Origin of the sequence: Corynebacterium ulcerans, from assembly GCF_900187135.1 — a bacterium.
Lineage (GTDB): Bacteria > Actinomycetota > Actinomycetes > Mycobacteriales > Mycobacteriaceae > Corynebacterium > Corynebacterium ulcerans.
In genome coordinates this window covers 1089376-1102306 of sequence record NZ_LT906443.1, presented here as the reverse complement: position 1 = coordinate 1102306, position 12931 = coordinate 1089376, and the positions used below count along the sequence as shown (strand labels likewise).

Here is a 12931-nt window from a genome sequence, read left to right as displayed (position 1 = left end):
GTTATATCGCGATCAGGGTTTTGTTGTGTGACTACCCAAACAGCAGCTCAGATGCAGAGCTCATTGCAGTTGCAGCAGAGTGCTCACGACTGCCGCCGAAACCCATTGCCCAGTGTTGGCGATGATTGTGGGAAGCAAGCACAAACGTCACGGTGGATTCGAATATCTCGAATTGGTGGAAAGAAAGAATTTCTACTCGACGCCCTGCATTAGCCAAGATGTGGGTGCATGCAGCGATGGGGCCTGATGCCACGATTGAGTGGGTTTCAGTGATTCTTCCGTCAGTTGTGTTCCGATGAAGCTCAATGTCATAGGAGTTATGGTTGCCGCGTAGCTTGCGTATCCCTGTGATGTGGACGCGAATTGTGGAAGCTGGCGCATAGATAGCGGTGAACGTTCGCCATTGCATGCCATGTGCTTCTTCTCTTAAACCTTTGGGCAACTTATGGCCGAAGCGTGCTCGGAAAGGATCGTCGGCAAACACTCGCGTCGTGCTGGGAATGGGGGAGTGTTGGGTATAGGTTTTTGTCAGCAACGAACGGCGAGAACGGAAAGTAAGCGATGAGGTGAAAGAAGACATTGATTTCGGTCCTTGTGTGAAAACGGATAAAGGATATGGACCGACGTTGGATGTTGTGGGTTTAACGGCTGCTTCCCGAATGTGGGAGTCAGTCCTCCTATCCCACAGACGGGCACATGGCTGTAGCAGCCTTGAGCACTCGGGCCGCTACTGGGGCCACGAGCACTTGCTGTGCACGCTGAGAGAAACCAATGATGTGGATCACACCTGCGATGCTAACGGGGATGTGGTTGAGCCGCAAGGGTTTTTGAGTTCGGGGGTGGTGTCGTTTTTGAGAACGCTAAAAAACACAACCTGGGGTTTTGTGCGTCACGTGTCCGCTAGCGTTCTCAAAAACAACAAAAGAGTCGGAAGGCGTAGCTCCTCACACAGAAACCCCGCAGGCAACGACCAATATCGCCTGCGGGGTTTCCTGGTTGAGGCTATTTTCCGTATGTCAGTAGGAAAGAGGCTTCTGCGACTGCAATATCGCGGATTTCATTGGGATCTACGGACTCGTTGGGGGAGTGAATCGTGGATTGTGGCTCTTCTACGCCAAAAAGTGCCAGTTCTGCATGCGGCATGATTCCTAGGAGCTCAGAGCATAGTGGGATGGAACCACCCGAGCCGATATGTACGGTATCTTCTTTGCCATAGGCGTTGGCTAGGCAAGCGTTGAAGTGAGACATTGCCGGGCCGTCGATTTTGGCTTCAAATGGTTCATTTGCATCGTCGTAGCTGGCTTCAATATGTGCTCCCCACGGAACATGGGCTTTGAGGTGTGCAATAAGAGCTTCTGCAACGTCGGTGGCTTTGAGTCCTGGTGGTACGCGGAGGTTGAGTCGTGCGCTGGCCACGGGTGGGACTGCGTTGACTGCTTTGTCTACCGGGGTGGAGGTAAAACCTGTGATGGAAATAGCTGGACGTGCCCAGACCATGTCTGCAGGGTTATCTTCGTCGGCTCCCATGATCTGCGTGCCGTCAAGCATGGTGGAATCGGCGCGGAAGCTTTCGCGATCATAAGTTCCTCCTGGCCATCGCGCGGAGCAATCTACGCCGTCTATGACGGTGCGGCCGTGCTCGTCTTTGAGTGAGTCCAACAGTCGGATAAGCGCTGCAGCGGCGTCGGGGGCGGCCCCGCCAAAACTACCGGAATGGACTGCGGCATTCAGAGTTTTGAGCGTAACCGTGATTTGTGCGCCGCCACGAAGGGTGGTGGTGAGCGTCGGAACGCCTACTTCCTGGTTGCCGGAATCTGCGATGAGGATGACATCTGATTGGAAGAGCTCGGGCTGGGTGTGGATAAGCGAGCTAAGTTCTGCGCCGCCTTGTTCCTCGGATCCTTCGACGAGGAAAGTGATGCCTAGATCCGTGCCGCCGAGTTCCTGTATCGCGCGCAGCACGGCGAGGTGCATCACGAGGTTGCCTTTGCAATCGGCGGCGCCGCGGGCGTACCAGCGTCCGTTGCGTTCGGTAAGCGTAAAGGCGTCGCTGATCCAGTCGGCGGGATCACCGGCGGGTACGACGTCATAGTGCGAGTACAGCAGTACGGTAGGTGCGTCCCCGACGGCCTTCTTTGTGCCCAGTACAGTGGTGGCTCCGCCGTCGTAGGGGTATTCGGTTACCTCTAGTCCTGCTTTGGTCAGCGCATCCACGACCCATGCGCATGCGGCGGCATGGTCGTCGGTGCATTCTGGAGTGGAGTGCACAGAGTTGTAGGACGTGATCTCGCTGAGATCCTTGAATATGGCGTCCCTTTGCTTCTCGACGAGCGGACGTACCTTATTAACGATGTCTGCAATCATGGTGCCCAGTGTAGAACGATCTTGCACTCGCATGGGGAGACTGCTAAAACGGTGGTTAGCACTTTGATCGTTAGAGTGCTAGATAAAACGAAACTTTCGAGACATATCAGCGGGTGAGGTTGGTTTACACTCGGCCCACCGTGCCGTCGCGGGCGCCTGCTGGAACGTCGAGACGTGAGTGTCGTCCTATATATAAGGAGCACAAACTTTCATGGCAAAGATCATTGCCTTTGATGAGGAAGCACGCCGGGGCCTTGAAAAGGGCCTGAATACCTTGGCTGATGCGGTTAAGGTCACGCTCGGACCTAAGGGTCGTAACGTTGTTCTAGAAAAGAGCTGGGGCGCCCCGACCATCACCAACGACGGTGTCTCTATCGCTCGCGAAATTGAGCTCGAGGACCCGTACGAGAAGATCGGCGCTGAGCTGGTTAAGGAAGTCGCTAAGAAGACTGACGACGTTGCCGGCGACGGCACCACCACCGCTACTGTTCTGGCTCAGGCACTTGTCCGCGAGGGTCTGCGCAACGTCGCTGCGGGCTCTAACCCAATGGGGATCAAGCGCGGCATTGAGCAGGCTGTGGCTAAGGTGACCGAAAACCTTCTGCAGAACGCTAAAGAAGTAGAGACCGAGGAGCAGATCGCTGCGACCGCTGGTATTTCTGCTGCTGATCCAGCAATTGGCGCTCAGATCGCCAAGGCTATGTATGCAGTAGGCAACGGAACCCTGAACAAGGAATCCGTCATCACCGTTGAGGAATCCAACACCTTTGGCGTTGACCTTGAGGTGACCGAGGGTATGCGCTTTGATAAGGGCTACATCTCCGGCTACTTTGCTACTGACATGGAGCGCCTTGAGGCTGTTCTAGAAGACCCATACATCCTTCTAGTTTCCGGCAAGATCTCCAACATCAAGGAGCTTTTGCCGCTGCTGGAAAAGGTCATGCAGGCTGGCAAGCCACTGCTGATTATTGCTGAAGACGTTGAGGGTGAAGCACTCTCCACTCTTGTTGTGAACAAGATCCGCGGCACCTTCAAATCTGTTGCTGTGAAGGCACCGGGCTTTGGTGATCGTCGTAAAGCGCAGCTGCAGGATATGGCGATCCTCACCGGTGGACAGGTTATCTCTGAAGAGGTCGGCCTCTCCCTGGAGACCGCTGACATCCCGCTGCTGGGCCGTGCACGCAAGGTTGTAGTGACCAAGGACGAGACCACCATCGTCGAGGGTGCAGGATCGCCTGAGCAGATCGAGGGTCGCGTAAACCAGATCCGCGCTGAGATCGAAAACTCGGATTCTGAGTACGACCGTGAGAAGCTGCAGGAGCGCCTGGCAAAGCTTGCCGGTGGCGTTGCTGTGATCAAGGTTGGTGCGGCTACCGAAGTTGAGCTCACCGAGCGTAAGCACCGCATTGAAGACGCAGTGCGCAACGCTAAGGCAGCTGTCGAGGAAGGCATCGTTGCCGGCGGTGGCGTTGCTTTGCTGCAAGCTGCACACGTTCTCGACGGCGACCTGGACCTCACCGGTGACGAGGCTACCGGTGTGAAGATCGTCCGCGAGGCACTGTCTGCACCGCTGAAGCAGATCGCTCTCAACGCTGGCCTAGAGCCCGGCGTTGTGGCTAACAACGTTTCTAACCTCCCTGCAGGCGAAGGCCTCAACGCAGCTACCGGAGAGTACGTTGATCTGATGGCTGCTGGCATCAATGACCCAGTGAAGGTCACTCGCTCTGCTCTGCAGAACGCTGCGTCCATCGCAGCTCTGTTCTTGACCACCGAGGCTGTTGTTGCCGACAAGCCGGAGCCAGCTGCTCCTGCAATGCCTGGCGCTGACGAGATGGGTGGAATGGGCTTCTAATGTAAGCCTGGATGTCTTCAACCCGGCCCCTGAATAAGGGGCCGGGTTCCCCCATTTTTGGGGTAAAAAAAGGCGTAATTCCTAATTTTCACAATGTTGCGTAGGTCAAGTTTTTGTGTTGAAGGCGAAAGTTAATTTGTCACATAGCGCACATGAGTGGGTGGATATTGGCCGGAAACCTTTTTTAATAATGAAATTAACGAACCTACGGGCCATTTTTTCTAACTTTTTGCACAGTTCTATCGACTGTTTGGTTGACTCGCTATTGTGTGGTTTGGGAGGTGTGAGTGGCCCGGCTTGAATGTGGGCAACTTTGTGACACAATTGCTATCCGAGACGTCTGATGACGTTACTTACTAATTCCTGTCGGTACGCGTACCGACCTCTCTCTCAGAGGAGATACTTCATGGATATGACAGTTATGGCAGATCACCTGGGCAAGTTCAAGGATGGCATGGAAGCAATTTCCGGCCTTTTCCAGGGTGTTCCAAAGCTTCTGATGCAGGTTGCTAAATGGATCGAAGGTGGAATGTCCAGCGCGATGACAGAGACTAAGGAGATCTTCACCAAGACTCCTGAGGCTCCTGCGGCCTAAGGGTATCTTCCCTAACGCTTGAAACACGTACACAAATCTGAAAGAGGAAAAATATGGAGCACATGGAAAACTGGGTTCAGCTTTCAACCACCGGCGTTGTTAAGGAGATCTTTGATTTCATGGTGTCGCTTGCCAAGCTTGGTGGCAACGTTGCATCGATGATCAAGATTTTCAAATAATACTTGATATCTGAATGATTTAATCCCCGTTTGTTGGGCCGCTGGGTGCCGACGAACGGGGATTAATCTATGTAAATATAGTTGCGGGTTTCCTGGGGATTGTGAGGGGAAAAGATTTAGCTTTGGGGCAAAGCACTTTTCTGTATCCGTAAAGTATGAGCTGATTAAAAGTCAATACTTGTCGGGTAAAGGCGAAAAACGCACGCAAAAATTAGAGGGGGAATAGGCTTTTTGTGCATGAAAGTGCTTAACTTTTAATTCTGTATCTAGGCATTTTGCCAAATTTCACCCCGTATAGGGGTAAAATTTGAAAAATTTTACTTTGGTTCAATCTGCCCCTATTTGTGGGGTGGTTGACTCTGTCTAGGTTGGGTTGTTATAGGGATTCGCATACTTCCACCTAGGGAAACGCTATATTTGTACGTCCGGCGGAAGCGTTACATAAGCAGATTTGATGCTTGAGCTGCTGTTAAAAACGCTCTACGTGGGTTTTGTTTTGGCTAGCGCCGGTCATGCTTCGGTGTTATCGTTCGTAACTAGCCATCGGAGGCTAGTGTTGCAGCCAAGTCTCGGTGGGAAAGTTTTCCACCCCGGACCCCTCCGGGATTACTTCTAGGAGTACATATGTCTTCTGAACTGATTTCTCTCTCTTCAAACATTCTTGACACTTTCAAGGGTTTTGAGTTCGATAAGATCGCTAAAGCTGTACACGCTGTCGTAGAGACCGCTCTTGAGTGGGCTCGTCTGATCCCGGTCGACAAAGTTTTCTAAGCAATAATCGATCCTTAAAACACCAAATTCGTCTCATCCTATTAGGAGCTAAATAATGAATATTGTTCAGATGGCTAACGATCTTGTTCTCGGCCTGGAGCGCCTCGGTGACTTCTTCAAGGGCTACGATGCGCTTGTGAAGTTCGGTAAGTTCATCTTCGACGGTACTTTCGCAGACAAGCTCGATGTCTGGGGTGGCAATCTGTCGAGCGCTTTCCTCTCCTCCGGTTCTAGCAAGTAACGCTTAAGTACAAATCCCGCTGTTTGGTTTTATCTAAACAGTGGGATTTTTGCATGCGATAGAAGCATGAATGTTTCAGAATCTGAATGATTATTTATCCCTATAGTCGGGTTTCTGAAGGGGAGGAGCGCTATCATTATGAGTATGAGTGCATCGGAGAAAGAGCTACCAACCATAGACCTTGCAGCAATCGAGGGCTATATAGTTGATGACTCTGATGAGGATGATCCCATTCTCTTGGCCCCGGACGGGACTCCGGTGGACACATGGAAAGAGTCTTATCCTTATCCCGAGCGTATGTCGCGGGAAGAGTATGAGCACACGAAGCGTGCTTTGCAGATTGAACTGCTGAAATGGCAGAACTGGACAAAGGATACAGGTCAGCGTCATATCATTCTGTTTGAGGGGCGCGATGCTGCCGGTAAAGGTGGCACTATTAAGCGTTTTAATGAGCATCTGAATCCTCGTGGTGCTCGGACAGTTGCGCTGGAGAAACCTTCGCCGAGAGAATCCACTTCATGGTATTTCCAACGCTATATTGAGCATTTCCCGTGTGCTGGTGAGATCGTCTTTTTTGACCGCTCATGGTACAACCGTTCGGGTGTGGAGCGTGTGATGGGATTCTGCACGGAATCGCAGCATGCAGAGTTTCTTAGAGAAGTGCCAATGCTGGAAAATATGATCTTGGGTTCCGGTATATCGCTTACCAAATTTTGGTTCTCGGTGACTCAGAAAGAGCAGAGGACACGGTTCGCAATTAGGCAGGTTGATCCTGTGCGGCAGTGGAAGCTTTCTCCGATGGACCTCGCGTCTTTGGATAAATGGGATGACTATACGCGGGCGAAGGAAGAGCAATTCCGTTATACGGACACGGATGAATCTCCTTGGATCACGATCCGATCTAACGATAAGAAGCGAGCTCGTATCAATGCGATGAGGTACATCCTGAGCAAGTTTGAATATACAAACAAAGACCATGACGTTGTAGGAATACCGGACTCGAATATCGTGATGCGCGGGCGAGATCGAATTGGGGATTAGTGCAGTTTAGTTCTATATCAATATTTAATGGTGAAAGCGCGTTCCGGTAGTTAAAACTACCGGAACGCGCTTTCACCATATTTTCTTCCTTGCAGATTAAGAAGAAAGGCTGTCCTTGATGTCAAGGAAGAGGTGCTTTACGTGAAGAAAGATATTTTCAAAAGATGCCCAAGCATCTGAGTAGTATCCTTCTGGGTTCGAGGAGAGGAAATCAAAAGTGAAAAGATCGTCGAAGGAATGGTAAATAGCGCTAGACATGAATATTCCTTTCGACTGAGTGAGTCATTGACTAATAAGTGTGACTTTTAGAGAGGGCCTTATGCGCTGCAAGATCCGGTCTTGGATTTGGAGTTCTATCGCGAAGAGAAAAAAGCGTTGAAGAGCTGCTTGATCGCGTTCCATCCGTTATTAAAGTATGCGCTTGGAGCAGAAGAAAGCGCCTCGTGGTCGAGTAGGTTGAAGAAGAAATTATAAATGGCGTTGGCCATGGGTGTTCCTCACTTGAAGCGTTAAGAAAAGCCTTAGGCTTTTTATGACTATTCTTAATGTATTTTTCGTGGTGTAGATGCTGTGGATGAAATGGAAATGCTTACCAAAAGAGACCGGCTTGAATTAATGGGTTCGACTTTTGGCGAGCGCCTTATAGGTTCAAGATCTGTTTTTGGATTGCGGTCTTATCTGGAAGATGAAAAAACGGTGAAAATGTCCTTGATTCCTATCCATATATTATGGAAGTAGGCTCCAGGGGCGGAGGAGAGAGCTTCAAAGTTTAGTAGGTCGGAAAAAAATTCATAGAAGACATGTGGCATGGGTATCCCTTTCGGACTGGAGGGAACTTTCAGTTCCCTTATTTTTAACCAATATACCAAGCCTTAACGCTTATAAAAAATTCAGTCTTTTATAATTTTCCCATACTCTTTTGTGGTTTGGGTGCTGTGGGTGGGGTGTGTGCTGATATAAATAACAGCGCCTTCCAAAAAGGAGAATGTGGCCCGCAGGTTAACCTGCGGGCCACATTCTCTTAGCGTTTAATTCTTACTAGGAGGAGAGGGCGTCCTTGATGGCGTCGAAGATGTCAAGGAAAGAGTCCCAGGCGCCGAGGAAGTAATCCTTTGGCTGGGAGGAGAGGAAGTCGAGGTCGAGGAGATCGAGGACAAAGTTGTGGATTGCGGTGAACATGGGACATTCCTTTCGATTGAGGGTATTAAGGGAAAGTGATGAGCTTTCCCTGTTTAATGCACTTTACCTGCCCTTTTGGTGTTGGTCGCTACTCTTGGAATTTTTCGGAAAAAGTTTAGGAAAAACTTTAATCATAAGTCGAAAATTCCGCAGGTAGCAACCATAAAGGGAGTAAAGTGACTCGAATAACAGGGGTGCAATTTCCACCTAAAAGGGGGTGGGTTCTGCACCCTTTTTAAGGTAATTGTAATGAGGGTTATTACATTTACCCTGCTGGGTGAAGGCATGACTGAAGGGCGGGTGCCCCTGAGTCGTTCAGAACGTCACTGGATATGGCGTCTTAGGCCTTACATTTTGAGTATCGGAGGATTTACTGGTGATGTTACGCAAAATTGCAAAAAATTTGGTGACGTGTGAACAAAACAGGGATTAGCTGGGGATCCACGGTTCAATCGGATTTCCTTGCCAGCGGGTGTGCGCTGGAACTTGGTCACCGCGCATGACGAGTGAGCCGGGGCCGATAGTGGTGGCGTCGGCAAGCTTGGAAGCGGGAAGCGCGACGGAATGCGCCGCCAGGGTCGCTCCCGGTGCGATGGTGACGGTGCCTAGGCTCATCACGCGATCTTGGAAGAGGTGGGTCTGCACCACCACGCCGGGGCCGATCGTTGCCCCAGCACCGATCTGGCAGAGATCGGTCTCGGGCAACCAGTACGTCTCAATCCACGCGCCTTTGCCTATCTGCGCGCCGAGGAGGCGTAACCCGATATTGAGGGACCCTGTGCCGAGTGCGTGGTTAAAGAACCAGGGGGCTGCGACCACTTCCACAAAGGTGTCTTGAAGTTCGTTGAGCCATACAAACCAACTCCACAAGGGATGGTCGCCTGTGCGGTGGCGGCCAACGCATAGCCACTTCATGGCGACCGTGATCAGTAACGCAAGGGCTCCGGCAGCTACAAGAACCACGCCACCGAGCAGGATTGTCATTCCAATGCCTAGGTTAATCAGTAACAACTGCAGGCTAGCTAGCACCGCTGTGGCAAGAACACCACTGGTGATGGGGGCGAGCAGCCGGAGGGTTTCTATAGCGCCTCGGAGAATCCTCATCTGGAGACGTGGCTTATATGTGCTGCTTTCCGACGCATCGGTGGTCACGGTGACGCGGCGCATGCGTTCTGGCGGCGAGCCCCACCAATTAGATCCAGCCTTGGACTTCTTTGGAGTGGAGGAAAGTACCGCTACGAGGGAGTTTTTGGCCAGTTTGCGCTGTGGGCCAGCGATACCGGAGTTTCCCACAAAAGAGCGCTTGCCAATCTTGGTTGCCCCGGCGAGCATCCAGCCGCCGCCGAGCTCGTAGCCGCCGACAAGGGTGTCGTCGGCGAGGAAAGAGCCGTCGCGGATATCAACAAATGTAGGCACCATCACGGCGGTGGAGATTTCTACGTCTTTGCCCACCGTTGCGCCAAGGCTACGGAACCACAAAGGCGTGAGCTGCGCGGCGTAGAGCGGGAAAAGATATGTGCGGGCATCGTCCATGAGGCGTTGGATAAACCACACCCGCCAACCCGTGGCCGAGCGTACTGGAGCAACACCAGGGGTAAGGCGCAGACTCAGCAGCCGGATGAGTCCCCAGACGTAGAAAGAATAAGAGACAAAGGCTATGAGAGCCCCTGCGGGGGCGGCGCCTATCATGCCCAGAAAAGGGTGAACGCCGGTGGTGTGCACAAAAGCGATCATGGTGGCACCACCGATAGCCACTGCGCACAAAGGAAGAAGCGCGAGGAACAAAGAAGATAGGCCATAGGCGAGGACCCATTGGGGGCGGCGTGGCGGGGGTGTATCCGGGAAGCGGTGCTTGGAGCGCCCCACCTTTTGCGCCGGCGACCCAGACCACCGGGCGTTGGCTTTTACAGGTGTGCTTCCCGTGACCGTAGAACCGGCTTCCACGTGTGCGTTATCGCCTATGATTGTCCCCGGCATGAGCACTGAACGGGCGCCGATGCGGGCATTTTTTCCCACATGGATTGCGCCGATATGAATATGCCGGGCGTCTACCCAATAACCTGATAAATCTACTTCCGGTTCCACTGAACAGTGGTCTTCCAGGGTGAGAAGCCCTGTGACCGGTGGAATCGTGTGCAGATTCACGCCGTCGCCTACTCGCGCGCCGAGCGCACGCGCATAGTAATTCACCCAGGTGGCACCTGCGATAGACCGGGACCCGGAGGCGTTGGCAATGCGCTCTGCTGCCCAGACTCGTAGGTGCGTTCGCCCGGCGCGTGGATAAGAACCTGGTGTGATTCCCTTAGTGAGAACTCGCGCGGCATAACCGCCGATCGCCAGTTTGCCAAGAGGAGTAACAAAGATGAGGAGGGCAATGACTATTAACCACGGGATATGTTGTGCCCAGCTGACGCCTGCGCTGGCTGCGATGTTGTTGATGAAGGCTAAGCCAGCCACCCATTGCAGGGAACTTAGCGTCATTGCCACTAATTGAACTAACCCTTGGATAGCGCGGGCTTGAGCGGAGACCGGCTGCGCAGGGGCTTCCTGAGTAGAGGGAGCGACGTGGATGCTCTCTACATACTCAGCAAGCGCGCCGAGGCGCGGGTGGTCATAAAGGTCGCGCACGGCGATGGTGGGAACCCGTTCGCGGATGCGTCCTATCAGCGTGGCCGCGGCTAGGGAGGTTCCACCTAAGGAGAAAAAGTCTGCGTTTGCGTCGGCAATGTCCATCCCCAACACATCCACCCAGAGCTCGGCCAACCACTGTTCGGTGTCGCTGAGGTCTGCTGCTGTGACATCCGAGTGGATTGGCCAGGGCAGCGCGCGTTTATCTACTTTTCCAGAGGTCGTGGTGGGGAGCTCTGGGAGCACGCAGAGCCGTGGAACAAGGGCTGCCGGCATTGAGTTGCTGAGGATGGTGCGGGCCTGGGCGTGATCGAATTCTAGGGACTCATCGGTGAGCGAGAGATATCCGACCAAAACGCTGTCTCCTGCGCCGGTCTTGTGCACAACCACCGTGGATTGGCGCACGTTGGGGAGGGCGGCTAGATGTGCATCGACTTCGCCGAGCTCAATGCGACGTCCTCCGATCTTCACCTGGTCGTCGACACGCCCAACAAAAAGCAGGCCGTCTTCCGTGAGCTTGACGTGGTCGCCGGAATGATAAGCGCGCGACCACCCTAACTCCGGGGAGTATTTTTCTGCGTCTTTCTGTGGATCCAGATACCGCGCTAACCCCACCCCGCCGATAACCAGCTCGCCGACCCCGCCGATTCCTACCGGCTTTCCCTGCGCATCCACCACGGCTAAGTCCCAGCCGGCTAGTGGAAATCCGATAGATACCGGATGGTTCGGCCGCAACAGCGCTGCACAAGCGACCACGGTGGTCTCGGTGGGGCCGTAAGTATTCCAGACTTCTCGTTCCGGAGCGGATAGCTTCTCGACGAGCTCCGCCGAACACGCCTCGCCTCCCAAGATGAGAAGCCTGATGTTGTCGAGTGCTTCTGTGGGCCAGAGTCCCGCTAGCGTGGGCACGGTAGAGACTATGGTGATGTCTCGGCGAATAAGCCATGGGCCAAGATCCATTCCGGAACGCACTAAGGAACGTGGAGCCGGGACCAAGCAAGCGCCGTGTGCCCAGGCCAACCACATCTCTTCGCAGGAGGCGTCGAAGGCAACAGAAAGTCCCGCCAGCACTCGGTCGTCGGGGCCGATAGGTGCATCGTGTAAGAAGAGCTGAGATTCTGCGTCAACGAAGGCGGCGGCACTGCGGTGCGAGACTGCCACACCCTTTGGCTTTCCGGTAGAGCCAGACGTGAAGATGATCCATGCCGTGTCCTCTAGCGCAGGGACAGTTGGCGTAATCGGGGTGCTGTCTTGGTAGGAGTGAAAGCCGTCGTCGTTGTAACAGCCTTGGATGGTGGCTTCGCTAAAAACGAGTTCTGCGCGTTCATCGGGGTCGTCGGCATCCACTGGCACATAGGCTGCACCGGCTGCGAGGATGGACAAGATAGCGATGTAGAGGTCGCTGTGTCCTGATGTCATTCGGACACCAATGCGGCTACCGGGTCCCACCCCCGCAGCGTGGAGTTGTTGGGCACCTGTTTGAACGCGTTCTAGGAGTTCGCGATATGTGATGATGCTGCCGTCGTCGATAGCTGCAGCCTCGGGGAATGTGGTCGCCGTGTGAGTGAAGACGTCGTAAAGCGTTCGGGGAGAAGGCGCCTCGCTAGAGCGGAGGTAGTCAGAAGAGATCAACTAATCCTCGTTTGCAGTGATGATTGCTGCCGCTAGTTTGCGCAGGTGCTTGAGCTGTTTTGCCGTCGAGTCGTCGAGCGCGGCATCCTCTGCTTTGGTCACCACTTCTGCGAGATGCGGATGTGCTGACTTGCCAGCCTTGGTAGCTTTGACGATCTGACGGCGACGATCCTGAGGGTCGCGCTCTCTCGTGGTCCAGGATTTGGCCTCTAGGGAATCGATAAGTCGAACCATGTCGGAGGCGTCTATCCCAAGGGCATCACACAGAGTGGCTTGAGTGGGGACATCACTAGAAACAAGACATGTGAGTACCCAATATTCCCGCAGGGTTATTCCTTCATGCGACAGTGCTTCCTCCACACAATCGCGTGTGCGGCGGCGCAGATGCTCTAGTTGGAAGGACGGTGATTGAAGAAGTGCAGCGGGAATATCGGCGACCATATAGTTAG

General features: G+C 53.3%; 12 protein-coding genes. 5 read left to right on the top strand and 7 right to left on the bottom strand.

What is annotated here, in order from left to right; all coding sequences use genetic code 11:
- Positions 1-31 precede the first annotated feature (31 nt).
- Positions 32-580: an acetyl-CoA acetyltransferase gene (locus CKV68_RS05000; RefSeq protein ID WP_095075714.1), complete on the bottom strand. Its 549-nt coding sequence runs from the start codon at positions 578-580 to the stop codon at positions 32-34.
- A gap of 422 nt (positions 581-1002) precedes the next feature.
- The gene (locus CKV68_RS04995) at positions 1003-2364 is read right to left on the bottom strand and encodes a dipeptidase (RefSeq protein ID WP_095076240.1); all 1362 of its coding nucleotides are present in this window, start codon (positions 2362-2364) and stop codon (positions 1003-1005) included.
- A gap of 211 nt (positions 2365-2575) precedes the next feature.
- Here CKV68_RS04995 and groL point away from each other — a divergent pair, with 211 nt between their 5' ends.
- From groL to ppk2, 5 genes are all read left to right on the top strand, one after another.
- Positions 2576-4216: a chaperonin GroEL gene (gene groL, locus CKV68_RS04990; protein WP_013912381.1), complete on the top strand. Its 1641-nt coding sequence runs from the start codon at positions 2576-2578 to the stop codon at positions 4214-4216.
- A 406-nt stretch (positions 4217-4622) separates the two neighbouring features.
- A complete protein-coding gene (locus CKV68_RS04985; protein WP_041479250.1) occupies positions 4623-4811 on the top strand; it encodes a hypothetical protein in 189 nt (62 codons plus the stop codon).
- Positions 4812-5614: 803 nt separating this feature from the next.
- The gene (locus tag CKV68_RS04980; RefSeq protein ID WP_014526255.1) at positions 5615-5761 is read left to right on the top strand and encodes a hypothetical protein; all 147 of its coding nucleotides are present in this window, start codon (positions 5615-5617) and stop codon (positions 5759-5761) included.
- 55 nt (positions 5762-5816) lie between these two features.
- Positions 5817-6002: a hypothetical protein gene (locus CKV68_RS04975; protein ID WP_046096321.1), complete on the top strand. Its 186-nt coding sequence runs from the start codon at positions 5817-5819 to the stop codon at positions 6000-6002.
- A 144-nt stretch (positions 6003-6146) separates the two neighbouring features.
- On the top strand, positions 6147-7043 hold the full coding sequence (gene ppk2 / locus CKV68_RS04970) for a polyphosphate kinase 2 (protein WP_014526253.1): 897 nt from the start codon (positions 6147-6149) through the stop codon (positions 7041-7043).
- A 96-nt stretch (positions 7044-7139) separates the two neighbouring features.
- Here the strand turns inward: ppk2 and CKV68_RS11260 are convergent, their stop codons facing one another.
- The 5 genes from CKV68_RS11260 to CKV68_RS04960 form a co-directional block, all read right to left on the bottom strand.
- Entirely contained in the window at positions 7140-7301 is a 162-nt protein-coding gene (locus CKV68_RS11260; RefSeq protein ID WP_155467572.1) for a hypothetical protein, read from the bottom strand.
- 95 nt (positions 7302-7396) lie between these two features.
- Positions 7397-7531 (bottom strand): hypothetical protein, encoded by a 135-nt coding sequence (locus CKV68_RS11430; RefSeq protein ID WP_014526251.1) that lies wholly within the window; start codon positions 7529-7531, stop codon positions 7397-7399.
- Between the two features lie 550 nt (positions 7532-8081).
- Positions 8082-8222 carry a hypothetical protein gene (locus CKV68_RS11255; RefSeq protein ID WP_167376966.1) on the bottom strand — a complete coding sequence of 47 codons (141 nt, stop codon included), beginning with the start codon at positions 8220-8222 and terminating at the stop codon, positions 8082-8084.
- A gap of 429 nt (positions 8223-8651) precedes the next feature.
- Complete coding sequence (locus tag CKV68_RS04965) at positions 8652-12482, bottom strand: Pls/PosA family non-ribosomal peptide synthetase (protein WP_095075713.1); 3831 nt, start codon at positions 12480-12482, stop codon at positions 8652-8654.
- A complete protein-coding gene (locus CKV68_RS04960) occupies positions 12483-12923 on the bottom strand; it encodes a MarR family winged helix-turn-helix transcriptional regulator (RefSeq protein WP_013912372.1) in 441 nt (146 codons plus the stop codon).
- Positions 12924-12931 lie beyond the last annotated feature (8 nt).